Consider the following 25,265-nt stretch of genomic DNA (forward strand, 5'->3'; position numbering starts at 1 on the left):
ACCGAGATGATTGCATTTACTGCGGCTGAAATCGCCGACATTACCCATGGCCGCCTGACCGGCAGCGGGGAGCTCGTGCCCGCCTCCGTCGTCACCGATTCGCGGGAAGCGACCCCCGGCGCGCTGTACGTGGCCAAGCCCGGCGAACACGCCGACGGCCACGACTTTGTTGCCGCTGCATTCGAACGCGGTGCCGTCTTGGCGCTGACCGAACGCGAAGTCGCCGATGCCGGCGGTACGCCGTATCCCGCCGTCGTCGTTGATGACGCAGTCCTGGCCATGGGCGAACTGGCTGCCGAGGCCGTACGCCGGATTCGGGCCAAGCGTGCCGGGCGGGGTGAAGACTTCACGGTGATCGGGATTACCGGTTCCGCGGGAAAGACCACCACCAAGGACCTCCTGGCGGGCATCTTGTCCCAGACCGGACCTACGGTAGCGCCGCAGGGTTCCTACAACGGAGAGGTTGGCGTCCCGCTGACGGTCTTTGCCGCAACGGAAGACACCCGCTACCTGGTCATCGAGATGGGCGCGACGGGGATCGGCCACATCAAGTACCTCGCGGACATGGTCAAGCCGGACATCGGCGTGGTCCTGGTGGTCGGGACGGCGCATTCCGGTGAATTCGGCGGCGTCGAGAACATTGCCAAGGCCAAAGGCGAAATGGTGGAGGCGCTCGGCGAAGAGGGTACCGCTGTCATCAACCTCGACGACGGCAGGGTGGCCGCGATGCGGACCAGGACCAGGGCCAAGGTCCTTGGGTTTACGGCCTCCCCGGCAACGAACGAAGAAGTGGAAGCCCGCAACGTGGTGGTGAACGCCCAGGGCCACCCGGACTTTGACCTGGTATTGCCCGACGGCGGGCCCTCCGTTGCGGTCCACAGCAAGCTCATCGGCGGTCACCACGTGACCAACCTGCTGGCAGCAGCCTCAGCGGCTTTCGCGGCAGGCATCCCCGCACCGGACATCGCGGCCTCGCTGAGCTCCCAATCTGCAGCCAGCCGCTGGCGGATGGAACGGACCGAACGGCCGGACGGCGTCACCATCATCAACGACGCCTACAACGCCAATCCCGAGTCGATGCGGGCCGCTTTGCGGACCCTTGCCGACCTCGGACAGGGACGCCGCACGTGGGCCGTGCTCGGTGCCATGCTGGAACTCGGCGACGATTCAATCCGCGAGCACACGGCAGTGGGCACGCAGGTGGTCCGGCTCAACATCTCACGCCTGCTGGTGGTGGGCCGTGAAGCCCGTGCCATGTACGTATCCGCCATCCAAGAGGGCTCCTGGGGCGACGAGTGCCTATTCGCCGAGACGGTGGAAGAGGCCTATGAAATCCTGCAGAGCGAACTCCGGCCCGGTGACCTCGTCCTCTTCAAGTCCTCCAACGGTGTTGGGCTGCGGCATTTGGGCGATCGGATAGCATTACCCCCACGGGCCGAGCCCACCGGGGAAAGCGCGGCCAACGGCGCCGCAAGCGAAGGGAACGAGCTGCAGTGATTGCACTTTTGATCGGCGCAGGCGTCGCCCTCCTGGTGGCACTCATCGGGACCCCGTTGTTCATCCGGTTCCTGGTGGCCAAGAGTTACGGGCAATTCATCCGCGATGACGGACCGACATCGCACCACACCAAACGCGGCACGCCGACCATGGGCGGAACCGTGGTGGTGGCGGCCGTGCTGCTCAGCTACTTCGTGACCCACCTCATCATGTGGCTGATGAATCCGCGGTCGCCTGGGCCATCGGCGTCCGGCCTCCTTTTGTTGTTCCTCATGGTAGGTATGGGCTTTGTAGGCTTCCTCGATGACTACATCAAGATTTCGAACAAACGGAGCCTGGGCCTCAACGCCAAGGCCAAACTGATACTCCAAGCCGCCGTGGGCATCATCTTCGCTGTCCTGGTCCTTCAGTTCCCCAACGAAGACGGACTGCGCCCTGCCTCCACGCAGATATCGCTGGTCCGCGACATCCCTTGGCTGGACCTCGCCTTCGGCGGGACCGTTTTGGGGGCAATCCTCTTTGTGCTGTGGTCCAACCTGATCATCACGGCAGCCACCAACGGCGTGAACCTCACGGACGGGCTGGACGGGCTCGCGGCCGGGGCATCCATCATGGTGTTCGGGGCCTATACGATCATGGGCATCTGGCAGAACAACCAAGCCTGCGGGTCCCCCAGGGAGGCGGGCAGCGGCTGCTACCAAGTGCGCGACCCCATGGACCTCGCGCTTCTCGCCGCAATACTGAGTGCGGCCTTGGTGGGCTTCCTGTGGTGGAACACATCTCCCGCCAAGATCTTCATGGGCGACACCGGTTCCCTGGCCATTGGCGGCGCCGTGGCAGCATTCGCGATCCTCTCCAGGACCGAACTGCTCCTGGCCTTCATCGGCGGCCTGTTCGTCCTCATCACCCTGTCCGTCATCATCCAGGTCGGCTTCTTCAAGCTGAGCGGCGGCAAGCGCGTCTTCAAGATGGCGCCGCTGCAGCACCACTTCGAACTCAAGGGCTGGGCCGAAGTGACTGTCGTTGTGCGGTTCTGGATCCTCGCCGGCCTGTTTGTCGCTGCCGGCCTTGGAATTTTCTACGCTGAATGGGTGGTGCTGCTGTGAACGCAAGCCCGGAAACAGTCTCCGACCGTCTTGAGGGGCTCACCAGTTGGGACTCCGACTGGAGCGGGCTCCGCGTCGTGGTCACCGGGATCGGCGTCTCCGGCTTTGCCGCCGCGGACACACTCATCGAACTTGGGGCGAAGGTGGTGGTTGTGGACGCATCCACCACGGCCAAGGCACAAGCGCAGGCCGACACCCTCAAGATCGTGGGTGCAGTTGATGTCCTCCTTGGGCAGGATGCCGTGAACAGCTTGCCGCTCATCGAAGGCGAAAAGCCCGAACTCGTTGTCACCTCGCCGGGGTGGCGTCCGGACCAGGCCCTGCTCGCGGCCGCCAAACGGAAGCACATTCCCGTGTGGGGCGACGTTGAACTGGCATGGCGTCTAAGAGTGCGCGAAGGCCGTAAGACGGCCGACTGGTTGGCCATCACCGGAACCAACGGCAAGACCACCACTGTGGGCATGACGGAATCCATGCTGCAAGCGGCCGGACTGAAAGCCATCGCCGTGGGCAACGTGGGCACACCCATCCTGGACGCCCTGCGTGACCCGGTGGATTACGACGCCTTCGCGGTGGAACTCTCCAGCTTCCAGCTTCACTGGAGCCATTCATTGTCTCCAGTGGCCAGCGTGTGCCTCAACGTTGCAGAGGACCACGTGGACTGGCATGGCTCCTATGAGTCGTACTTGGCGGACAAGGCCAAGGTGTACGAGAACACGCAGAAGGCGGCAATCTACAACGCCGAGCAGATCGAGACCGAACGCATGGTGGAAAACGCGGACGTCATCGAAGGCTGCCGCGCGGTCGCCTTCACCACCAACACCCCGGCCATCAGCATGGTGGGGATCGTGGACGGTTTGCTCGTGGACCGCGCCTTCATCGCCGAACGCAAGGATTCTGCGGCCGAGCTCGCCGCCCTGGCCGACCTCGGCGCGGTAGCGCCCCGGCACATGGTGGCCAATGCCTTGGCGGCCGCTGCCTTGGTCCGCGCCTACGGAGTGGAACCGGCAGCGGTGAAACAGGGCCTGGTCAACTTCCTTCCCGGTGAACACCGGATCCAGTTGGTTGCCAAGCAGAACGACGTGCTCTGGGTCAACGACTCCAAAGCCACCAATCCGCATGCGGCGTCCGCAGCCCTCTCCGCCTTCTCCAACGTCGTGTGGATCGCCGGCGGCCTCTCCAAAGGCGTCAACTATGACGACCTCGTCAAGGAGCATGCCCACCGGCTCAAGGCGGTTGTCCTGATCGGTGCGGACACCGATGCCCTGGAAGGTTCGCTGCGGCGACACGCGCCCGATGTCCCCGTGATCCTCCAGCCCAAGGGTGAAACTGAGGAAGTGGAGACCGCAGTTGCCTCACCAATTTTCGGTGAGACCATCATGGCCCAGGCCGTGGCTTCGGCCGCCGATGTGGCAGCCCCGGGCGACACCGTCCTCATGGCACCGGCCGCGGCCTCCATGGATCAGTTCTCTTCCTACGCTCACCGTGGCGACGCTTTCATCCAGGCAGTCCGCGAGCTCGTGGAAGGGCAGGCACAGACCACCGAGGAGTAGCAATGGTCAGCACGCCCACGCGTAGCCGCGGCAAAGAGCCCGACGCCGGTGACTCCGGTTCCCAGCGGACCAGCGTCCAACGGACCAAGGCCAAGCAGCCGGTCCGGCTTCGCGGACACGTGAGGAAGTTTTGGGAAGCGCTGGAAGGCCGCAGCAAGGCGCCCAACAGTTCCACCTACTACCTCATCCTCGGGTGTGCCATGGCGCTGACAGCCATCGGCGTCATGATGGTGCTGTCGGCCTCGAGCGTCGAAGCGATCTCCGAGGGCAAGTCGCCGTATGCGGACGCCCTCAAGCAGGCAGCCTTCGGCGTCATGGGCCTCATCGCCATGTACGTCATCTCGCGGACAAACGTGAACTGGATGAAACGGCTGTCCTGGTGGGGCTTTGGCATCGTCGTTGTCCTGCTGGTACTGGTGCAGGTCATCGGCAACAGCGTCAACGGCAACCGGAACTGGGTGGACATAGGCGGCATCACCATCCAGCCCTCCGAGATCGCGAAGCTGGCCTTGTGCGTGTGGATCGCTGCCGTGCTCGCGCGGAAGGAGAAGTACCTCACCAGCTGGTGGCATGTGATTATCCCCGTCATCCCGGGAGCGGGCCTTGTCATTGTTTTGGTAATGCTCGGCAACGACCTCGGAACGGTCATTGTGATTGCGGCGATCATGGTGGCTGCATTGTATTTTGCCGGTGTTCCGGCCCGCATGCTGGCCATCGTCGGCCTCATCGGCGCCGCCGGGGCAACAGCGGGTACCCTCAGCAGTGCCAACCGGATTTGCCGGATCACGTCGTGGCTCGGTAATCCTTCGGCCACCTGCACCGAACAGTTCGACTTCGACTTCCAATCAACCAACGGCATGTACGGCCTGGCGCAGGGGAGTTGGACGGGTTTGGGGCTCGGGCAAAGCCGGCAGAAATACAACTGGCTGCCGGAAGCACACAATGACTTCATCTTCGCCATCATCGGCGAGGAGCTGGGCTTGGTTGGCACCCTTGTGGTGTTGGTCCTGTTCGCAATCCTCGGTATTGCCATTTTCCGGGTTGTGGTCCGCCAAACGGATCCGTTCCAGCGCACGCTGGCCGGCGGCATCATGGTGTGGTTGCTCGGCCAGGCCAGCATGAATATGGGTGTTGTCACCCAGCTTCTGCCCGTGATCGGCGTCCCGCTGCCCTTCATCTCCTATGGCGGTTCAGCCCTGGTGATGTCACTGTGCGGCGTCGGCGTAGTGTTGTCTCTGGCCCGGGGACAACTGCCCCCGCAGCAACGCCCCGGATTCATTCCCGGTCGATCTCCCAAAGCCGCACGAAAGCGTACCCGCACTTCATGACTGCAGATTCACACCAAGCCATTACGCCGTTGTCAGTTGTCCTGGCAGGCGGCGGTACGGCAGGCCATATCAGCCCGCTGCTCGCGATCGCCGACGCGATCCGCTCACAGCGTCCCGACGCCGCCATCCTGGCCGTCGGCACGCCGTCGGGCATGGAAACCAGGCTGATACCGGCGGCCGGCTATGAACTGGCCACCATCGACCGGGTGCCTTTCCCGCGACGTCCCTCCATGGACTTGGCCCGGTTGCCCGGGCGGCTCTCGGCAGCCGTCAAACAGGCCGGGCGTATCCTCGATGATGCCGCAGCAGATGTGCTGGTAGGCGTGGGCGGGTACGTCTGCACGCCCATGTACCTCGCCGCCCGCAAGCGCCGGATCCCCATCGTGATCCATGAGGCAAACCTGAAAGCCGGGCTGGCCAACCGTGTGGGCGCCCGGTTCAGCAGGCACGTCGCCGTCGCCTTCGAGGGAACCAGGTTACCCGGTGCCCGCCACGTTGGCATGCCCATGCGCAAAGCCATTTCCGGCCTGGACCGGACGTCCGCGGCGCACGCCGCCAAGACTGCCCTTGGCCTGGACCCGGACCGCCCTGCGTTGATTGTGACCGGGGGATCCTCCGGCGCTGCCAGCATCAACCGCTCCGTTGCCGCGGCGCTGCCTGCCCTCGCCGCTGCGGGGATCCAGACGCTGCACATCACCGGCGTGGGCAAGGCTGTCATGGATGACGACGGCGGGCTCCTCGCCGGAGACGGCTACCGCCAGGTGGAGTACGTCGACGGCATGGAGACTGTCTATGCCGCCGCCGACGTGCTCCTCGCCCGGGCCGGAGCTGCCACGGTCAGCGAGATAGCAGCAGTAGGCGTGCCCGCGGTGTTCGTTCCCTTGCCGATCGGCAACGGGGAGCAGGCTTTGAACGCCGCAGCCTTGGTCAAGGCGGGGGGTGCGTTGCTCGTTGCGGACAAGGACCTGACTCCGCAGTGGCTGGAGAGCGAGCTCATTCCGCTCCTGTCCGACCAGCAGCGCCTCAACGCCATGGCACGGGCAGCTGAAAGCCTTGGTATCCGAAACGCCGATCAGCGGATGGCTGATCTTGTCCTGGAAGCGGTATCCGCATGACCCACACTCCTGTGTCCCTCGAATCGCCCGGGTCCCTTCAGTCCTTGGGCCGCGTGCATTTCATCGGCATTGGCGGCGTTGGCATGTCAGCCGTCGCCCGCATCATGGTCTCGCGGGGTGTCCCTGTCAGCGGAAGCGATGCCAAGGACCTGCCGGTGATGCATGACCTTGCCAAGGCAGGGGCTGGAATCAGTGTCGGATATGACGCCTCGAACCTGGGGGACGCCCAGACCATCGTCGCGGGATCGGCCATCAGGGAAGACAATCCAGAGCTCGCCGCCGCGCGTGCACAAGGCCTTCCCGTACTGCACCGTTCCCAGGCTTTGGCTGCGACCATGGCCGGTCACCGGGTGGTCACCGTGGCAGGCACCCACGGCAAGTCGACCACCACCTCCATGGTTGCCGTGCTGCTCAAGGAAGCGGGCCTTGATCCCACGTTCGCCATTGGGGCGAACGTCCCTGCGCTCGGTGTGAATGCAGCGCACGGGTCCTCGGACATCTTCGTGGCGGAAGCTGATGAGTCCGATGGGTCGTTCCTGAACTACTGTCCGTTGATCGCGGTGGTGACCAACGTCGAGGCCGACCACCTGGACCATTACGGGACGGCCGAAGCCGTTTTTGCCTCCTTCGACAGTTTTGCCGCGCTCCTCCCCGCGGACGGCGTCCTTTTGGCGTGTGCCGACGACGCCGGTGCGCGCGCGCTTGCCGGGCGCACCGCCGCGAAGGGAACCACGAGGGTGCTGACGTATGGAACAGCCGACGACGCCGACATCCGGCTCTCCGACGACGGTCCCGGGCGCGTTTCGGTCACCGTGGACGGGGCCAATCATGGCCTGGACCTGCAGGTGCCGGGCCGGCACAACGCGCTGAACGCGGCTGCTGCCTTTGGCGTGGCTCTTGAACTGGGCGTTGATCCGGAGGTGGCCGCTGCAGCCCTGGGCCATTTCACCGGCGCCTCCCGGCGTTTCGAACTCAAGGGCCAGGCCAAGGGAGTGCGGGTCTATGACGATTACGCCCACCATCCCACGGAGGTCAGGGCTGCGCTCTCAGCGGCCAGGTCCGTGGCAAGGCAGAACAAAGTCCATGTCCTGTTCCAGCCGCACCTTTTCTCCAGGACGCGCGAATTCGCAGCTGAGTTTGCCGAGGCACTCGATCTTGCGGACACCGCACTGGTCCTGGATATCTACCCGGCGCGGGAGGATCCCATCCCCGGGGTTACCAGCGCCCTGATCGCTGACAAGCTCTCCAAGGGGCGCCTGGTGAGCCAGGAGGAAGCAGTGGCCGCAGTTGCCGGTGTTGCCGGGGAGGGCGACGTTGTCCTGACTGTAGGGGCCGGAGATGTCACCGCTTACGGGCCGTTGATCGTGGAGCAGCTGGATGGCTAGCACCCGGAAGCCGACATTCAAGCCTGCGAATGACACTGCGAAGGGCGCCGCGCGGCCTTCAACCGACCCGGACCCGCGGAGCAATGCGGCACCGGGCGATGTCATCAGCGCAGAGCGGATTGTGGAACCCGGGCAAGTTCCTGGCAGGAAAGGGGCCGGTTCCAAGCTTGCTGCTGCAAAGGCAGCAGCAGCCAGGAAGCCCAAAACGGGGCGACCCCCGGCCGGGCAGTCCGCTCCCGACGACAACGTCATTGCTTTTCCGGAGCCGAAGCGTCACAGGACCCGCCGCTACATCCTTTGGACGGCGGCGGTGACCACTGCCGTGGTGGCGGCCATTATTGCGGGCGCCGTTTTTTCGCCCGCCCTTGCGGTACGGGCCATCACCGTTGACGGGACCAAGCTGCTCACCGTGGATGCGGTGCAGGAGGCCTTGGCGCCTATGGAGGGCAAGCCGCTTCCCCAAGTGACGGAGCAGGACGTCAATGACCTGCTCAAGCCCCTCGTGCAGGTGCGGTCGGCCACCATCGAGGCCCGTCCGCCGTCGGAACTCCTGGTCCACGTGGAGGAGCGCGTGCCGGTAGCCCTGCTTAAGCAGGGCGATTCTTTTGTCATGGTGGACGTCGATGGTGTGCAGCTCGGAGCCACCGCGGATCAGTCGGCGGTAGCTCTGCCGCTCATCGATGCGGGAGCCGGCGCGGGCAACACGCAGCTCTTCAAGGCCATCGCTGCCGTGCTGGACACGTTGCCGGCTGATGTCCTGGCAAGAATGTCCGCTGCCTCGGCTGCTTCGCCGGACGCGGTGGAGCTAAAATTGGTGGACGGAAAGACGGTAGTGTGGGGCAATGCCGAGGACCGGGAACTGAAGGCGAAAGCACTTGAGGCGTTGCTGAAAATGCCCGCTGATCCGAAGGTTCCCGTGAACGTCTACGACGTGAGCGTTCCACGGCATCCATTCACCAAATAGCTGTTTCATAAGTAACCTGCCGCTGACGGGGCCGCGGTTGAAACTCATTCAGGCGACACGCGCAAGCGGTCATTGCATGAGGGAACCAGAGGAAATACCGTCGCAGTAGAGTTACTTGACATAACTATAACCTTCAACTAGAGGGTTAAGGTCCAAGGATTCAAGTTGGACTCGATCGGTTTCGCAATAGGACACAAGCAAGGGGCACGAAACGTGGCAGCACCGCAGAATTACTTGGCCGTCATCAAGGTCGTCGGCATCGGCGGCGGTGGCGTGAACGCAGTCAACCGGATGATTGAAGTCGGCCTCCGCGGAGTCGAGTTCATTGCCATCAACACTGACGCGCAGGCGCTGCTCATGAGCGATGCCGACGTCAAGCTCGACGTCGGACGTGAGCTCACCAGGGGACTCGGCGCCGGCGCCAACCCCGAGGTAGGCAAGCAGGCCGCCGAAGACCATGCCGATGAGATCGAGGAAGTGCTCCGCGGCGCCGACATGGTGTTCGTCACCGCCGGTGAGGGTGGTGGTACCGGTACAGGCGGTGCGCCCGTCGTTGCACGCATCGCCCGCTCGCTTGGCGCCCTGACCATCGGTGTCGTCACCCGCCCCTTCACGTTCGAAGGCCGTCGCCGTGCAGGTTCGGCTGAAGCCGGAATCGACGCCCTGCGCGACGAAGTCGACACACTGATCGTCATTCCCAACGACCGGCTGCTGTCCATCAGCGATCGCAACGTCTCTGTCCTTGACGCCTTCCGTTCCGCTGACCAGGTGCTTCTCTCCGGTGTCCAGGGAATCACCGACCTGATTACCACCCCCGGCTTGATCAACCTCGACTTCGCCGACGTCAAGTCGGTCATGCAGGGTGCAGGCTCGGCACTGATGGGCATCGGCTCCGCCCGTGGCGAAGACCGCGCCGTCAAAGCCGCAGAGCTCGCCATTGCGTCGCCGCTGCTGGAGGCATCCATCGACGGTGCACACGGCGTCCTCCTGTCCATCCAGGGCGGTTCGGACCTCGGCCTGTTCGAGATCAACGAGGCCGCCCGCCTGGTCCAGGAAGTCGCTCACCCCGAAGCCAACATCATCTTCGGTGCCGTGATCGATGACGCCCTGGGCGACGAAGCCCGCGTCACCGTGATCGCTGCCGGCTTCGACGACGTCAAGGCCACCTCGCCGTCCATGGACCAGTCACGTCCGGCCCAGAACCCGGTCCCGGCCGAGCGTCCCGCGGCACCCGCATCCGCCCCCGCCAGCGCACCTGCACCGCAGCACGCCACGGCAGGAATCGGTGCAGCCGGGCTGAGCAACTGGGGCCAGCAGCGTCCCGCTGCCCTGCCGGCCGATTCGGGTTTCGACGTTGACCTGCCGGCCGTCGTGGAACCGGACCTTTCGGGTAACCGTTCGGACGACCTCGACGTTCCTGATTTCCTGAAGTAAGCCGAGGCGGAGGACCCAGTAGCCGGTGTTTTCATGGCGCAGTGAAGTGCGGCCAGGCATCTCCGTAGCGTTCACTGACATGCGCGCAGGTAATCTGGCGCTGCACGTCGGGGACGACCCCCAGCGGGTGGATGAACGGCGCCGAGACGTCGAATCCACCGTTGGTTTGGGGGATGCCCGGTTCCAGTACATGAACCAGGTGCATGGCAACGATGTTGCCGTCATCTCCCGTTACGGGCCCGGGCCGACGGCGGATGCCATGGTCTCGACCTCGACCTCGACCTCGGGCGCGGGATCGGCGCAGCCCCTCGCTGTCATGGTGGCCGACTGCGTTCCCATTGTCCTGGTTGGCGAGACCGCGGCAGGGCAGCCCGTTCTTGCGGTGGCGCATGCCGGACGTCCCGGTGTGGCATCGGGAGTCGTTCCCGCTACGGTGGCTGGGATGCGCAGGCTCGGGGCGCTCACCATCAGCGCGTGGCTTGGCCCGTCGATCTGCGGGCGCTGCTATGAGGTGCCCGCTGGGATGCGGGCGGGCGTTGCCGCCGTCGTGCCGGCCACGGCATCGGAGACCTCGTGGGGGAGCCCGGCGCTGGATCTTCCAGCCGGCGTCCGCTCGCAACTCGCGGATGGCGGTGTGCAGGTGGAGTATTCGGGCGGATGCACGCTGGAGGACGAGGGACTGTTTTCCTACCGGCGCGATCCGGGGACCGGTCGATTCGCAGGATTGGTGTGGACCCATGACTAACCAGGAGCACGGCGTTCCGGCGGACCCTGCGGACCCCCGTTCCGCCCAGCTCGCGGCCCGCTTGGCGGAAGTGGACCGGCGCATAGCCGACGCAACCACGGCTGCGGGCCGTTCAAGCAAGCCGAACTTGATCGTTGTCACCAAGTTCCACCCTGCGGCAGATGTCGTCAGGCTGGCTGCCCTCGGTGTGCGGGACGTCGGCGAGAACCGCGACCAAGAGGCTGCCGCGAAGGCGGCCGAGGTTGGCGATCCGCGGGTCCGCTGGCACTTCATCGGGCAGCTCCAGAGCAATAAGGCAAAGTCCGTGGTCAAGTACGCATCGTCGGTGCAGTCGGTTGACCGGATCCAGTTGGTGGATGCCCTTGGCAAAGCCGTGGCCCGCCACATGGATACCTCCGGGCGTGCGGGGCTAGACTGCTTCATTCAGGTGAGCCTGGAAGACGACGCCGGTGACCACCGTGGCGGAGCCCGCCCGGCCGATGTGATGAGCCTTGCGGACCGGATCGAGGGGCAGGCCGGCTTGCGGCTGGCCGGCCTCATGGCGGTTGCTCCACTGGGCGGCGATCCCGGGTCGGCCTTCGAAAAACTGGCAGGGATCTCGGAGGCACTCAGGTTGGTGCACCCCGGAGCAACCGCGATTTCCGCAGGAATGAGCCAGGACCTTGAAGCAGCGATTAAGTTCGGGGCGACACACCTGAGAATCGGCTCCGATATTCTCGGTTCACGTCCGGCCGTGGGGTAGCGTCAAAGTATTGGAATGACGGGCCGGGGTTCCAACACGTCAAGTCATGGCGGCCCGCCTACTGCAGAAACGATAGGAGTGCACCATGGCTGGCGCTCTGCGCAAGACAATGATCTATCTTGGGCTCGCCGACGGCGATGAACACTACGAATCTGAGCAGGCTGTCGCGCCCCACGAAGAAGAACGCCCCCAGTCGCAGGAACGGGAAGAGCGGCGCGCTCCTGCACCCGTCCGGGAAGTTGTCCGTGAAATGCCCACTGTTGACGCCGAAGAGGAATACCGCGCACCCGTGACCCCCATCAAGCGTGCGGCCTCGAGCCGCGAAGACGCCTCTGGCCTGAGGCAAATTACCACCGTCCACCCGCGGTCCTACAATGACGCCAAGCTCATCGGCGAAAGTTTCCGGGACGGTATTCCGGTCATCATGAACGTCACGGACATGGGCGAAGCCGATGCCAAACGCCTCGTGGATTTTTCTGCCGGGCTGGTCTTCGGCCTCCACGGCAGCATTGAGCGCGTGACCAACAAGGTCTTCCTGCTGTCGCCGTCCTACGTAGAGGTCATCGGGGACGACAAAAAAGCCAGTGAATCGCAGGCCAGCTTCTTCAACCAGAGCTGAGCACTTCCCTTTTTGCGGATGCCAGGCGGGCCGACCCGCCTGGCATCTGTGTTGCAATAGTAGGGACCGATCGGTATTCCGAAACAAGTGGGAGATCTGAGCTAACTCGTGGGCATTGTTTTCGGCCTTATTTATATAGTGTTGTTGCTGTTCTTCGTGGCTCTGATCATCAGGTTGGTCTACGAATGGGTGCAGATGTTCGCCCGCCAGTGGCGGCCCCGGGGTGTGGCGTTGGTAACAGCCCACGTGGTGTACTCGCTTACCGATCCGCCCCTCAAGGCTTTGCGGAGGCTGATTCCGCCACTGCGGCTGGGCGGCATTTCGCTGGATTTGGGTTTCATAATCCTTTTCATCGCTGTCTACATAGGCATGTCGGTGACTGGCGGCTTGGCATAGCTTCCTGCGGTGCTGCTCCGGATGGGCGGCCGCAAATTCTCCAAATCAACACGATGGTGTTGAATTAGAGGAACCAGACGATATTTAGGTACCGTAGTTTTGGACGGCCGGAAGGCCTACTGACTAACTAGACCAACGAGGTGACCAGATGGCTTTGACGCCAGAAGACGTTGTCAACAAGCGCTTTCAGCCGACCAAGTTCCGCGAAGGCTACGACCAGGACGAGGTGGATGACTTCCTCGACGAGATCGTGGTGGAACTGCGCCGTCTGAACCAGGAGAATGACGAACTTCGCAAGAAGCTCGGCGAGGCCGGTTCCGCCGTGCCCGCGGCAACTGCTGCTGCTCCTGTGGTCGAAAAGGTCCCCGCGCCGGTCAAGGTGGACAAGGAAGCTGAAGCCAAGGCAGAAGCCGAGGCCAAGGCTGCTGAAGCTGCCAAGAAGAAGGAAGCCGAGCAGGCAGCTGCCGCGAAGGCGCCTGCTGCAAGCAACACCTTGCCGCCGTCCGCCGAGTCCGCAGCAGGCCTGCTGGCCATGGCCCAGCAGATGCACGACAAGCACGTTGCTGACGGTGCACAGCAGAAGGAAAAGATCATCGCGGAAGCGCAGATCGAGGCCTCGAGCCTGGTCAACGACGCGCAGGAGAAGTCCCGGAAGATCCTCGGGGCCCTCGAGCAGCAGCGCTCCGTCCTCGAGCGCAAGGTGGAGCAGCTCCGCGGCTTCGAGCGTGACTACCGTTCACGCCTCAAGGCGTACATCGAAGGCCAGCTCCGCGACCTCGACGCCCGCGGCTCCGTTGCCGCTCCTGAGGTTGGCGAAGCAACAGCTGACGTTTAGCAAGTATTCTGAAAGCCGGTGGCTGAGGACTCCTCGGCCACCGGTTTTTGCTGTTAAAGCCCTCCCGCTCCATCACGGTTCACGAATGAAAGCCTTATGACCGACGACCTCACCGACGGCGCATCGCAGCCGGCCCGCACTGCCCAACGCAAGTGGCGTCCCGCCATGATCTGGCTCTTCGCGGGTTTCGCGGTATTTGCCTACGTCTTCGACCAACTGACCAAACTCTGGGTGACCAGCACCATGGTTGAGGGTGAAAGGATTCCGGTCCTTCCTCCGTTGCTGCACTGGTACTACATCCGCAACTCCGGCGCGGCTTTTTCCATTGGTGAGAATGTGACCTGGATTTTCACCATCGTCATGGCCGCCGTATCGGTGGCGATCCTGTTCCAACTGCGGAAACTTGGCTCAGCATGGTGGGCGTTGTCCCTGGGCCTGTTGCTCGGCGGTGCCTTGGGCAACCTGACGGACAGGCTGTTCCGTGAACCGTCGTTTGCCATGGGACACGTGGTGGATTTCATTCAGCTTCCGAACTTCGCCATCTTCAATATTGCCGATTCCGCAGTGGTGTCGGGGGTGGTCATCATCTGCCTGCTGACGTTGCGGGGCATCGGCATGGACGGGAAGCGCCACGTCCCCGCTTCGAAGCACCCCAAGGAATCAACAGAGGGGCAGCCCGGTGAGTGAGTCCGTTGTAGTCCCCGAGGATTTGGCGGGTGCGCGGGCCGACGCCGGGCTTGCCAAGCTGCTGGATATCTCCAGGTCCGCCGCGGCCCTGCTGCTGGCCGAGGGAAATGTGACCAGCAGCGGAGCGGTACTGGGCAAATCAGCGAAACTCGTGGCGGGCGCCGTTTTGAGCGTGACGGTTCCGGAGCGCCCGGACCCCTTGGAAGTGGTGGAGGAAGTTGTGGAAGGCCTGAAGATCCTGTTGGATGACGAGGATTTCGTCGTCATCGACAAGCCGGTCGGCGTGGCTGCACACCCTTCGCCGGGTTGGGTGGGTCCTACGGTTGTGGGCGGCCTTGCGGGCGCCGGGTACCGTATCTCGACCTCCGGCGCGCCTGAACGTGCCGGCATAGTCCACAGGCTCGACGTCGGAACCTCCGGAGTGATGGTGGTGGCAAAGACGGAGCATGCCTACACGGTCTTGAAGAAGGCCTTCAAGGAGCGCACGGTGGACAAGGTCTACCATGCCGTGGTCCAAGGCCTTCCGGATCCCCTGGAGGGAACCATCGATGCCCCGATTGGACGCCACCCGGGCCACGACTGGCGGTTCGCCGTGATCGAAGACGGCCGCCCTTCGGTGACCCATTACGAAGTCCTTGAGGCGTTTGGCAAGGCAACGCTGGTGGAGGTCCACCTGGAGACAGGGCGCACCCATCAGATCCGTGTGCACTTCTCGGCATTGCGCCACCCGTGTGCTGGAGATCTCACCTACGGCGCGGACCCCCGCCTGGCAGCGGATCTTGGGTTGACCCGGCAGTGGCTGCACGCCCGTCAGCTCGGGTTCAACCACCCGCGCACAGGGGAGTGGGTAGAGGTCACCAGCGAATACCCGGCAGACCTGCAGTACGCCCTTGATTTGCTGGCCAGTGGAGCAGCGTAGTCGTTGACGCGGCCTGCCGTCCGGGTTCTGTCCGACCCGGACGGTAGACTATCGGGGTGAGTTCCAGCAATGATTCGTTCGTCCATCTGCACACCCACACCGAGTACTCCATGCTGGATGGAGCCGCGCGCCTCGGCGAGCTCTTCGACGAGACAGAGCGCCTGGGCATGCCTGCACTGGCCACGACGGACCACGGTTATCTCTTCGGTGCCTTCGACTTCTGGCGGAAAGCCACGGACAAGGGCATCAAACCCATCATCGGCGTTGAAGCCTATGTGACTCCCGGAACCGCCCGCGGTGACAAGGAACGCGTACGTTGGGGTGATGAGAGCCAGCGCAAGGATGACGTCTCCGGTGGTGGTTCGTACACGCACATGACGTTGTTGAGCTACAACAACGTGGGCATGCGCAACCTGTTCCGGGCCTCCTCCATCGCCTCGCTGGATTCGGTCTTCGGCAAATGGCCCCGCCTCGACCGGGAGTTGCTCAACACCTACTCGGAGGGTTTGATCGCCACCACAGGGTGCCCCTCCGGCGAAGTCCAGACCCGTTTGCGGCTGGGCCAGTACAGGGAGGCCCTGGAAGCAGCTGCGGAATTCCGCGATATCTTTGGCGCCGAGAACTATTTCTGCGAGCTCATGGACCACGGGCTGGACATCGAACGCCGCGTTACCGGCGACCTCCTGCGCCTGGCCAAGGAACTGAACCTCCCGCTCGTGGCGACCAACGACCTCCACTACACGCACGAGCACGACGCCAAGGCCCACGAAGCACTCCTGGCGATCCAGTCCGGCTCCACGCTCCTGGAACCCACGTATGACAACGGCGGCTCGCGGTTCGCTTTTTCCGGCAGCGGCTACTACCTCAAGTCCCCCCAGGAGATGCGGGAACTCTTCCGCGACCATCCCGAGGCCTGCGACAACACCCTCCTCATCGCTGAGCGTTGCGAGGTTTCGTTCAACACCAACGCGAACTACATGCCCCGGTTCCCCTGCCCGCCGGGCGAGGACGAGACGTCCTGGCTGGTTAAGGAAGTGGACAAGGGACTGGCCTACCGCTATCCCCAAGGCGTGCCGGACAAGGTCCGGAAGCAGGCGGATTACGAGCTCGAGGTCATTACCTCCATGGGCTTCCCGGGCTACTTCCTGGTGGTGGCCGACTTCATCAACTGGGCCAAGAACAACGGCATCCGGGTCGGCCCGGGCCGTGGTTCCGGCGCAGGCTCCATGGTGGCCTATGCCATGCGTATCACCGACCTCGATCCGCTGCAGCATGGCTTGATCTTTGAACGGTTCCTGAACCCGGACCGCGTCTCCATGCCCGACTTTGACGTCGACTTCGACGATCGCCGCCGCTCCGAAGTCATCGATTACGTCACCCGGAAGTACGGGGATGAGCGTGTAGCGATGATCGTTACTTACGGCACCATCAAGACCAAGCAGGCGTTGAAGGACTCCTCGCGCGTCCTTGGCTATCCGTTCAGCATGGGTGAACAGCTGACCAAGGCACTTCCGCCGGCCGTCATGGCCAAGGACATCCCGCTGGCAGACATCCAGAACCCCGAGGCCAAGCGATACAGCGAGGCCGGCGATTTCCGCCAGCTCATTGCCACCGACCCCGAAGCCGCCAAGGTTTTCGAAACTGCACTGGGCATCGAAGGGTTGAAGAGGCAGTGGGGCGTCCACGCCGCGGGCGTCATCATGTCCTCGGACCCGATCATCGACGTCATCCCGATCATGCGCCGTTTCCAGGACGGCCAGGTCATCACGCAGTTCGACTATCCCACGTCCGAAGGCCTCGGCCTGATCAAGATGGACTTCCTGGGCCTGCGGAACCTGACGATCATTTCCGATGCCCTCGAGAACATCAAGATGAACCGGGGCGTCGACCTCGACCTTGAAAACCTGGCATTGGATGACGCGGCTTCCTATGAGCTGCTGGCGCGCGGCGACACCCTGGGCGTTTTCCAGCTCGACGGCGGACCCATGCGGTCGCTGCTCAAGCTCATGAAGCCGGATAACTTCGAAGACATTTCCGCCGTCCTGGCGCTATACCGTCCCGGTCCGATGGGTGCTAACGCCCACACGGACTACGCCCTGCGCAAAAACGGGATTCAGGAAGTTATTCCGATCCACCCTGAACTTGCCGAGCCGCTGGAAGATATCCTCGGTGGAACCTTCGGCCTGATTGTGTATCAGGAACAGGTCATGGCCGTGGCGCAGAAACTTGCGGGATACTCGTTGGGCCAAGCCGACATCCTGCGCCGCGCCATGGGTAAGAAGAAGAAGTCGGAACTGGACAAGCAGTTCGCAGGCTTCTCCCAGGGCATGCAGGACAACGGGTACTCCATGGACGCGGTCAAGACGCTGTGGGACATCCTGCTGCCGTTCTCCGACTACGCCTTCAACAAGGCCCACTCAGCCGCGTATGGCGTCATTTCCTATTGGACTGCCTACCTCAAGGCCCACTACGCCCCCGAGTACATGGCTGCCCTCCTCACCTCGGTGGGTGATGACAAGGACAAATCAGCCATCTACCTCAATGAGTGCCGGCGCATGGGCATCACCGTGCTGCCGCCGGACGTCAACGAGTCGTCGCTGAACTTCACCCCTGTGGGGAATGACATCCGCTTCGGCATGGGCGCCATCCGCAACGTCGGCGTGAACGTCGTCGAGGCGATGGTTTCCGCCCGTGCCACGGAAGGGGCCTACACCTCCTTCAAGGACTTCCTCATGAAGGTTCCGGCCATCGTGTGCAACAAGCGCACGATTGAGTCGCTGATCAAGGCCGGCGCGTTCGACTCTCTGGGCCACCATCGCCGGGCCTTGGCGATGATCCACGAAGAAGCCATCGACTCCGTCATTACTTTGAAGCGCAATGAAGCGATCGGCCAGTTCGATCTTTTCGCCGGGTTCGAGGACCAAGAGCCGGAAGCCTCGCTGACCACTGAAATTCCCGACCTTCCGGAATGGGAAAAGAAGGACAAGCTCTCCTTCGAGAGGGACATGCTGGGGCTCTATGTCTCAGACCACCCACTGCAGGGTCTCGAAGGTGTGCTCAGCCAGCACGCGGAACAGTCCATCACGTCGATCATCGCCGAGGACGGACCGCACGACGGCGCGATCGTCACTATCGCGGGCATGATCACCTCCTTGAGCCGCCGTATCGCCAAAGCGAGCGGCAACGCCTACGCCCGCGCCGAGATCGAGGACCTTGGCGGTTCAATGGAAGTCATGTTCTTCGGACAGGTCTATGGTCCGATCGCATCGGTACTGGCCGAGGACTTGATCGTTGTGGTCAAGGGCAGGCTGCAGCGCCGCGATGACGGAGCGGTGACGCTCAATTGCATGGAACTGTCTGTCCCGGACCTCAGTGAGAGCGTCAATGGTCCAGTGGTGATCACGATTCCCACGTTCAAGGCAACCGAGGCGGTGGTGACGGACCTGCGCGACGTCCTGCGCACGCACCGCGGCAATTCCGAGGTGCGGCTCAAACTGATGGGTGACACCAAAGTGGAAGTCATGGGCTTACCGGTGCATATGAGGGTGAACCCCAGCCCGTCGTTGTTCGGGGATCTCAAGGTGTTGCTGGGACCGGCCTGCCTGGACAATTGAGTCCTGCAGCGCCGGACAGCGCTAAATCTCGTAGTCCAGTGGCGCAGGCTTGCTGTAACTGCCGCTGTGGTAGAGCAGGGGAGTGCCGCCGTCGCCTACCTGGCCGTCGACCACTTCCACCACTACTACTGCGTTGTTCTCGAAGGACAGCCGCATCTGGATTTTTCCGACGAGCCAGCCTGTGACGTCCTTCAGAATGGGAACCTCGTAGGGGCCGGGTTCCCAGTGGTCGCCCTCGAAGCGGTCACGGGTACGGGCAAAGCGATCGGCGAGGGCCTGGTTCTCGAGACCCAGCATGTGGACCCCGATGTAGTTGGCGTTTGCCACCGCGGGCCAAGAGCTGGAGCTTCGGGCCATATTGAAAGTGAACCGCGGAGGCTCAGCTGACAGGGAGGCCACTGACGTCGCGGTGAAGCCGAACGGCTTTCCGTTCAAGTTGGCGGTGATGATCGCCACCCCGGCCGCATGGCGCCGGAACATTTCCCTGAAGGTCTGCTCGAAGCCGGGTACTGCATTTGCCACGGTGGTCTGTCTCCTGGGTCAGCGGGGTCTCTCCCTTCAGGGTATGCCTGGCAGCGCCGTCCATCCGCATTTGTGTTGAGCGGCGGTGAACGTTTGTTAATGTGAAGTCCATGACCGAGCCCACTCCGCACCTCATTGCCGCAACCCGGCACACCGGCCCGTCCGCCCCGCCCGTGCGCACGGACCGTTTCCGCAAGGACATCGCATGGGTGGCCGCTCCATTGGCGGCCGGAGTGATTGCCGGTTTCCTGTGGTGGTTGCTGGCCCCGGGAGGAGGAAACGTGCTGTCCGGAAATCCCGAACTGGCCAATCCTTCAAACCCTGACTCGTGGTTGCCGCGGGATCTGACCCTGGCTGCCCTCATGGTGCTGGCCGGTTGCATCATCGGCCTGACGTTGGACGGCAGGCTTGACGGACCGGGAGCCGGGAGGCGGTTCGGATTCGCCTTGGGCGGAGGAGCAGCAGGCGCTTTGGCCGCGTGGGGAGTCGGGCTCCTGACCGGGCTGCTGTGGGGTCCCGCGCCGGAGCCTGGATTGGGGCCGGAATACGGCTTCACGCTGCGATCCTATGCTGCGCTCTTGCTGTGGCCGGCGGCCACGGCCTTCGTGACGTTCGCCTTGGCGCTGTTCGGGGTTCTTTCCCGGAAGCCCGTAAAATAGCTCGGGTGAGCTCTCCTTCTGATTCCAATGCAACTGTCACCGCGTCTTTGGACTTCCGCAGCATCGATTTCCGCGGCCGCCGGCTTTCGCTGGCGGAGCTGAAGTCCGCCTTGCCCCGTGCCAAGCATCAGACCATGGCAGACGCAGAACAGAAAGTGCTGGACATCATCGCCGATGTTCGCGGCCGCGGCTTCGGCGCCCTGGCGGACCTGGCAGCAAAGTTCGACGGCGTTGAGCAGTCCCACCCGCGCGTCCCGGCTGAAGAGATCGCCAATGCCTTGCGGCAGCTGGATCCCGGCGTGAGGGCTGCGCTGGAAGAATCCATCACCCGCGCCAAGCAGTTCGCCGAGCGGCAGAAGCCGGCAAATGTCGATGTGCAGCTGGCTGATGGTGCCGTGGTGAGCCAGAACTGGATACCCGTGGGGCGGGTGGGTCTTTATGTGCCCGGTGGTCTCGCACCGCTGGCGTCTTCGGTCATCATGAACGTTGTGCCCGCCGTGGCGGCCGGGGTTGAATCAATTGCTTTGGCTTCACCGCCCCAGAAGGATTTCGGGGGACTCCCGCACCCCACCATCCTTGCTGCTGCAGCGCTCCTCGGCATCGACGAGGTCTATGCCATCGGGGGTGCACAGGCCATCGTGTCCTTCGCCTACGGAGTTCCGGGCGACGGCACCGAACTGCCGATTGAACCGGTGGATGTGGTGACAGGACCGGGCAATATCTTCGTGGCCACGGCCAAACGCCTGGTCAAGGGCGTCGTTGGCATCGACTCCGAAGCCGGCACCACCGAGATCGCGATCCTGGCGGACGCCACTGCCAAGCCCGCCCTGGTAGCTGCCGACCTGATCAGCCAAGCCGAACACGACCCCAAGGCCGCATCGGTCCTGGTGACCGAATCCGCGGAACTGGCCGGCGCCGTCGTGGATGAACTGAACCGGCAGGCCGCGGCCACCAAACACAGCGCCCGGGTCCGTGAGGCCCTTTCAGGCCCGCAGTCCGGTGTTGTCCTGGTGGATGACCTGGAACAGGGGATCGCGGTGTGCAATGCCTATGCGGCTGAGCACCTGGAAATCATGACCGCCAATGCTCCGGCGGTGGCGGGGCGGATCCGGAACGCCGGCGCGATCTTCGTGGGCGATTACAGCCCGGTCAGCCTAGGCGATTACTGCGCAGGATCCAACCACGTTCTTCCTACCAGCGGTACGGCTGCCTTCTCCTCCGGACTGAACGTCACTACCTTCCTCAGGGCAGTCCAAGTGATCAATTATGATCGTGCGGCCCTCGAGCAGGTCAGCGGGCACATCGTGAATCTGGCCGGCGCGGAGGACCTTCCAGGGCACGGGGAGGCTGTGCAAATTCGGTTCGCCGAACGGTCCTGACCACTATATATACGGGCGGCCACCACTACATATAGTAATTACAAGCTTGTCATTAGCCTGTGGGCGACCCTAAAATGGTGCCGGAAGCGAAACTTCCGGCACCATTTTTTATCCGGCGGCTCTGCCGGAACAGCCCAGCCGGAACCATCAGGGAGGCCCAGCGTGTACTGTCCGTTCTGCCGGAATCCTGATTCGCGCGTCGTTGACAGCCGCATGGCCGATGACGGTTCGTCCATACGCCGTCGGCGCCAGTGCCCTGAGTGCGGCCGTCGCTTTACCACTGTGGAAACCACGAGCCTGTCGGTCATCAAACGCTCAGGGGTTGGGGAGCCGTTCAGCCGCATCAAGGTGATCAACGGCGTCCGCAAGGCTTGCCAGGGGCGCCCTGTGACGGAGGACGACCTCGCCATGCTCGCTCAGGAGGTCGAAGAGAACATCCGCTCCTCGGGTGCAGCCGAAATTGATGCCCACGAGGTCGGACTCGCCATTCTGGGCCCGTTGCGCAACCTCGATGAAGTGGCCTACCTGCGGTTCGCCAGTGTCTACCAGGCGTTCGAGTCGCTGGAAGACTTCGAATCAGCCATCGCGTTGCTGCGCCACGACGGCGGCGCGCACGCCAAGGCCGCAGGCCTCAAGGATGCCAAGAGCGCGGAAAAGAGCCAGCTATAAAAGCTTGATGGCGGCTGCGGAGGGGAAGCCGCAGCCGCCATCTTCATACCCGCACTATTTGGCGAGCTTGTGGTGCAGTGCGACTTCCAGTGCGGCACCCACGATGCCGGCGTCATTCTTCAGCTTTGCCGTGACGATCCTCGTGCGAAGGTCCAGGTGGGGGAAGTATTCGTCCGACCGCTTGGAGATTCCACCGCCGATGATGAACAGTTCGGGCGAGAAGAGGAACTCCACGTGCTGGAGGTAGCGGTTAAGCAGTACTCCGTATTCGTCCCAGCTCAGCCCGTCCCGTTCCCGGGCAACAGCTGAGGCCTTGGTTTCGGCGTCGAAGCCGTCCACCTCAAGGTGGCCCAACTCGGCGTTCGGCACCAACTGGCCGTTGAAGATGAACGCCGATCCGATACCCGTGCCCAACGTGATGACCAGGACCGTCCCGCCGACTCCTTCGCCCGCCCCGTAGCGGGCTTCCGCCAGACCGGCAGCATCGGCGTCATTGATGACCTCCACAGGGCGGCCCAGACGCTCAGTGAGTTGCTTGTCGATGTCGGTGTTGAGCCATGACTTGTCGACGTTAGCCGCGGAATGGACCACACCGTGCTGGATAATGCCGGGGAAGGTCACGCCCACCGGCGAATCCGGGGCGGGAGCATCAGGACGCTTGGAGAGTTCTTCGACGATTTCGGCAACTACCTCGGCGACCGCCTCCGGCGTAGCAGGCTGCGGGGTCGGCACGCGGAACCGGTCGCCGATCAGCTTGCCCTTCTTGAGGTCGACAATGCCGCCTTTGATTCCCGTTCCACCGATGTCGATTCCGATCAGCGGTGCGTGCTTGTAGGTATTCTCATCCTTTTTGGACAATTCAATTCCGATCATGGCAGGAGGGTTGGACATGCCGCAGCCACGAAAGCTGCGTGGACCTTCCGGAAGTTCTCAGGGAAGGGTAAGGATTTCCGCGCCGGTCTCTGTGACCAGCAGGGTGTGCTCGAACTGGGCTGTGCGTTTGCGGTCCTTGGTGACGACTGTCCAGTCGTCGGCCCACATGTCCCATTCGATGGTGCCGAGGGTCAGCATGGGTTCAATGGTGAAGACCATGCCGGGTTCGATCACGGTGTTGTAAGCGGGGGCTGCGTCATAGTGGGGGATGATGAGGCCCGTGTGGAATGCCTCGCCGACTCCATGCCCCGTGAAGTCCCTCACCACGCCGTAGCCGAAACGCTTTGCGTACGACTGGATGGCGCGGCCTATGACGTTGATTTCGCGGCCTGGAGCCACGGCCTTGATGGCCCGGTTGAGCGACTCCTGCGTACGCTCAACCAGGAGACGGGACTCTTCATCCACGTCGCCCACCAGGAAAGTGTAATTGGTGTCCCCATGGACGCCATTGATGTATGCGGTGATGTCTATGTTGAGGATGTCGCCGTCCTGGACCACTGTGGAATCCGGGATCCCATGGCAGATGACCTCATTCAGCGAGGAACACAATGACTTGGGAAATCCGCGGTACCCCAGCGTTGAGGGATAGGCCTTGTGGTCCAGGAGGAATTCATGCCCTACCCGGTCCAGCTGGTCCGTGGTGACGCCGGGCTTGATGTGTTTCCCCACTTCGACGATAGCCTGCGCCGCGATCCTGGCTGCGACCCTGATTTTTTCGATGGTTTCCGCGGACTTGACCTCGGAGCCCGTGAATTTGGCCGGTGCCTTCTTGCCGACGTACTCGGGACGCGGAATCGACGCCGGTACGGGCAGTTCGGGGCTGACGGTTCCGGGAGTGAGCGTGCCGATGGGTGCGGTCAAAGCGGGATAAGGCATAGATTGATCATATAAGGCACGCAAGAGACGCAGGTAACAGAGGCCGGGGTCGTCGGCCAAGCCTGCCAAACGTTACGTGCCACCGGTCCGCAGATGGAGGAGGAAACGTGACGGAGTACTGGTACAACGTCAAGACGCACCAGATCGAAGAGGACGCGATGTCCGACTGGACCCAGTTGATCGGACCGTACAAGACGCGCGAAGAGGCCGAACACGCTTTGGAGAAGGTCCGGGAACGCAACGAAGCCTGGGACGCCCAGGACGACGACTAGAACGAGTGCTCAGGCCCGGGGAATTGCCCGGACCTGACGTCCTCTCCGTAGGCGGCGGCTGCTTCCGTGAGCGTTGACCGCAAGTCCGCGTACTGCTTGACGAATTTGGCCATCTTGCCGCCACGCAGCCCGGCCATGTCCTGCCAGACCAGAACCTGGCCCGTAGTCCTGTTGCCTGCGCCGATGCCCACGGTTGGTACGCGGAGGGCGGCGTCAACAGCGGCCGCGGTCTCGGCAGGGACCATTTCCATCAGGACGCTGAAGGCCCCTGCGTCCTGCAGGGCCACCGCATCATCGATCAGCCGCTGGGCGTCGTCGCCGCGGCCCTGGACGCGGTAGCCGCCCAACGCGTGCTCGCTCTGGGGCGTGAATCCGATATGGGCCATCACCGGAACGCCCGCCTGGACCATCGCGCGGACGGTTTCGGCGTAGTAGGCGCTCCCTTCTATCTTGACCGCGTGGGCGAGGCCCTCCTTGAGGAACCGGACGCCTGATGCCACCGCTTGGGCCGGTGAGACCTCGTAGCTGCCGAAAGGCAGATCGGCCACTACCAGGGCACGCTTGGCTGAGCGGCTGACGGCCCTGCACAACGGCAACAGTTCATCAACCGTCACGGGCAGGCTCGTTTCGTTGCCGAAGACGTTGTTGGACGCCGAATCGCCCACCAGCAGGACTTCGATTCCGGCCTGGTCAAAGATCTCGGCGCTGTATTGCTCATACGCGGTGAGCATAGCGAATCGCCGGCCTTCTTCCTTGGCCTGCTGCAAGTGGTGGATGCGGACTTTGGCTGCCGGTTTCTTTCCCGTGGGCGGCAGGTGCGCGGCATCGGCAGGCCCCGAACCATAGGGTGCGGGAACTTCGGCGGACATGCTGGACTCGGGATGGTTGCTTGGGGCCATGGTTAGAGCCTAAGCCGTGCCGTCAGCGGCTGCCAGCAGTGTGCCAAGCGTCACCATTTGTAAACGCTGTGTTACGCGGCGCTGCAGCATCGGCATTCGCACTGATTGCTTAGTAGA

General features: G+C 63.3%; 24 protein-coding genes. 20 read left to right on the top strand and 4 right to left on the bottom strand.

All coding sequences use genetic code 11. From position 1 onward, the window contains the following. The first annotated feature begins 6 nt into the window (after positions 1-6). The 16 genes from QN084_RS19710 to dnaE all read left to right on the top strand — a co-directional run bounded on the left by QN084_RS19710 (position 7) and on the right by dnaE (position 18,939). A complete protein-coding gene (locus QN084_RS19710; RefSeq protein WP_069695347.1) occupies positions 7-1,497 on the top strand; it encodes a UDP-N-acetylmuramoyl-tripeptide--D-alanyl-D-alanine ligase in 1,491 nt (496 codons plus the stop codon). Then, positions 1,494-2,603: a phospho-N-acetylmuramoyl-pentapeptide-transferase gene (mraY, locus tag QN084_RS19715; RefSeq protein ID WP_069695348.1), complete on the top strand. Its 1,110-nt coding sequence runs from the start codon at positions 1,494-1,496 to the stop codon at positions 2,601-2,603. The genes QN084_RS19710 and mraY overlap by 4 nt, the downstream gene beginning before the upstream one ends. Next, positions 2,585-4,156 (top strand): UDP-N-acetylmuramoyl-L-alanine--D-glutamate ligase, encoded by a 1,572-nt coding sequence (murD, locus tag QN084_RS19720; protein ID WP_069695349.1) that lies wholly within the window; start codon positions 2,585-2,587, stop codon positions 4,154-4,156. Before mraY ends, murD begins: the two co-directional genes overlap by 19 nt. A 2-nt stretch (positions 4,157-4,158) precedes the next feature. Continuing rightward, positions 4,159-5,484, top strand: a complete 1,326-nt coding sequence (gene ftsW, locus QN084_RS19725; RefSeq protein WP_021473366.1) for a putative lipid II flippase FtsW — start codon at positions 4,159-4,161, stop codon at positions 5,482-5,484. Further along, positions 5,481-6,599 carry an undecaprenyldiphospho-muramoylpentapeptide beta-N-acetylglucosaminyltransferase gene (gene murG / locus QN084_RS19730; protein WP_069695350.1) on the top strand — a complete coding sequence of 373 codons (1,119 nt, stop codon included), beginning with the start codon at positions 5,481-5,483 and terminating at the stop codon, positions 6,597-6,599. Before ftsW ends, murG begins: the two co-directional genes overlap by 4 nt. After that, a complete protein-coding gene (gene murC / locus QN084_RS19735) occupies positions 6,596-7,984 on the top strand; it encodes a UDP-N-acetylmuramate--L-alanine ligase (protein ID WP_069695351.1) in 1,389 nt (462 codons plus the stop codon). The genes murG and murC overlap by 4 nt, the downstream gene beginning before the upstream one ends. Beyond that, positions 7,977-8,948, top strand: coding sequence for a cell division protein FtsQ/DivIB (locus QN084_RS19740; protein WP_021473363.1), 972 nt, complete (start codon positions 7,977-7,979; stop codon positions 8,946-8,948). Before murC ends, QN084_RS19740 begins: the two co-directional genes overlap by 8 nt. A gap of 213 nt (positions 8,949-9,161) precedes the next feature. Next, complete coding sequence (gene ftsZ, locus QN084_RS19745) at positions 9,162-10,382, top strand: cell division protein FtsZ (protein ID WP_031216808.1); 1,221 nt, start codon at positions 9,162-9,164, stop codon at positions 10,380-10,382. Positions 10,383-10,407: 25 nt separating this feature from the next. Then, on the top strand, positions 10,408-11,127 hold the full coding sequence (locus tag QN084_RS19750) for a purine nucleoside phosphorylase YfiH/LACC1 family protein (RefSeq protein WP_031216807.1): 720 nt from the start codon (positions 10,408-10,410) through the stop codon (positions 11,125-11,127). Continuing rightward, positions 11,120-11,869, top strand: a complete 750-nt coding sequence (locus tag QN084_RS19755) for a YggS family pyridoxal phosphate-dependent enzyme (protein WP_021473360.1) — start codon at positions 11,120-11,122, stop codon at positions 11,867-11,869. Before QN084_RS19750 ends, QN084_RS19755 begins: the two co-directional genes overlap by 8 nt. Before the next feature lie 85 nt (positions 11,870-11,954). Continuing rightward, positions 11,955-12,488, top strand: coding sequence for a cell division protein SepF (locus QN084_RS19760; RefSeq protein ID WP_021473359.1), 534 nt, complete (start codon positions 11,955-11,957; stop codon positions 12,486-12,488). Positions 12,489-12,596: 108 nt separating this feature from the next. Continuing rightward, complete coding sequence (locus QN084_RS19765) at positions 12,597-12,884, top strand: YggT family protein (RefSeq protein ID WP_021473358.1); 288 nt, start codon at positions 12,597-12,599, stop codon at positions 12,882-12,884. A gap of 148 nt (positions 12,885-13,032) precedes the next feature. After that, positions 13,033-13,719 (top strand): DivIVA domain-containing protein, encoded by a 687-nt coding sequence (locus tag QN084_RS19770; protein WP_021473357.1) that lies wholly within the window; start codon positions 13,033-13,035, stop codon positions 13,717-13,719. 96 nt (positions 13,720-13,815) lie between these two features. After that, positions 13,816-14,406 carry a signal peptidase II gene (gene lspA, locus QN084_RS19775; RefSeq protein WP_021473356.1) on the top strand — a complete coding sequence of 197 codons (591 nt, stop codon included), beginning with the start codon at positions 13,816-13,818 and terminating at the stop codon, positions 14,404-14,406. Continuing rightward, positions 14,399-15,325: an RluA family pseudouridine synthase gene (locus QN084_RS19780; protein ID WP_069695352.1), complete on the top strand. Its 927-nt coding sequence runs from the start codon at positions 14,399-14,401 to the stop codon at positions 15,323-15,325. Before lspA ends, QN084_RS19780 begins: the two co-directional genes overlap by 8 nt. A gap of 56 nt (positions 15,326-15,381) precedes the next feature. Next, positions 15,382-18,939 (top strand): DNA polymerase III subunit alpha, encoded by a 3,558-nt coding sequence (gene dnaE / locus QN084_RS19785; protein WP_062096138.1) that lies wholly within the window; start codon positions 15,382-15,384, stop codon positions 18,937-18,939. A 21-nt stretch (positions 18,940-18,960) separates the two neighbouring features. Here dnaE and QN084_RS19790 read toward each other — a convergent pair whose 3' ends face one another. After that, the gene (locus QN084_RS19790) at positions 18,961-19,419 is read right to left on the bottom strand and encodes a flavin reductase family protein (RefSeq protein WP_052474160.1); all 459 of its coding nucleotides are present in this window, start codon (positions 19,417-19,419) and stop codon (positions 18,961-18,963) included. A 152-nt stretch (positions 19,420-19,571) separates the two neighbouring features. Here QN084_RS19790 and QN084_RS19795 point away from each other — a divergent pair, with 152 nt between their 5' ends. The 3 genes from QN084_RS19795 (at position 19,572) to nrdR (ending at position 22,168) form a co-directional block, all read left to right on the top strand. Further along, positions 19,572-20,120, top strand: coding sequence for a hypothetical protein (locus tag QN084_RS19795; RefSeq protein WP_021473352.1), 549 nt, complete (start codon positions 19,572-19,574; stop codon positions 20,118-20,120). Between the two features lie 5 nt (positions 20,121-20,125). After that, positions 20,126-21,499, top strand: a complete 1,374-nt coding sequence (gene hisD / locus QN084_RS19800; RefSeq protein WP_069695353.1) for a histidinol dehydrogenase — start codon at positions 20,126-20,128, stop codon at positions 21,497-21,499. A 162-nt stretch (positions 21,500-21,661) separates the two neighbouring features. Beyond that, the gene (gene nrdR, locus QN084_RS19805) at positions 21,662-22,168 is read left to right on the top strand and encodes a transcriptional regulator NrdR (protein WP_031216805.1); all 507 of its coding nucleotides are present in this window, start codon (positions 21,662-21,664) and stop codon (positions 22,166-22,168) included. A gap of 54 nt (positions 22,169-22,222) precedes the next feature. Here the strand turns inward: nrdR and ppgK are convergent, their stop codons facing one another. Both ppgK and map read right to left on the bottom strand, forming a co-directional pair. Continuing rightward, positions 22,223-23,026 (bottom strand): polyphosphate--glucose phosphotransferase, encoded by an 804-nt coding sequence (gene ppgK / locus QN084_RS19810; protein ID WP_031216804.1) that lies wholly within the window; start codon positions 23,024-23,026, stop codon positions 22,223-22,225. 72 nt (positions 23,027-23,098) lie between these two features. Beyond that, positions 23,099-23,977: a type I methionyl aminopeptidase gene (gene map / locus QN084_RS19815; protein WP_069695354.1), complete on the bottom strand. Its 879-nt coding sequence runs from the start codon at positions 23,975-23,977 to the stop codon at positions 23,099-23,101. Between the two features lie 107 nt (positions 23,978-24,084). Between map and QN084_RS19820 the strand changes: the two genes are divergently transcribed. Then, positions 24,085-24,249, top strand: a complete 165-nt coding sequence (locus tag QN084_RS19820) for a hypothetical protein (protein WP_021473347.1) — start codon at positions 24,085-24,087, stop codon at positions 24,247-24,249. Here the strand turns inward: QN084_RS19820 and panB are convergent. Further along, complete coding sequence (gene panB / locus QN084_RS19825; RefSeq protein WP_069695355.1) at positions 24,246-25,148, bottom strand: 3-methyl-2-oxobutanoate hydroxymethyltransferase; 903 nt, start codon at positions 25,146-25,148, stop codon at positions 24,246-24,248. The two genes, QN084_RS19820 and panB, sit on opposite strands and share 4 nt — an antisense overlap. Positions 25,149-25,265 lie beyond the last annotated feature (117 nt).

It is taken from the genome of Paenarthrobacter sp. R1 (genome assembly GCF_030264015.1).
GTDB lineage: Bacteria > Actinomycetota > Actinomycetes > Actinomycetales > Micrococcaceae > Arthrobacter > Arthrobacter ureafaciens.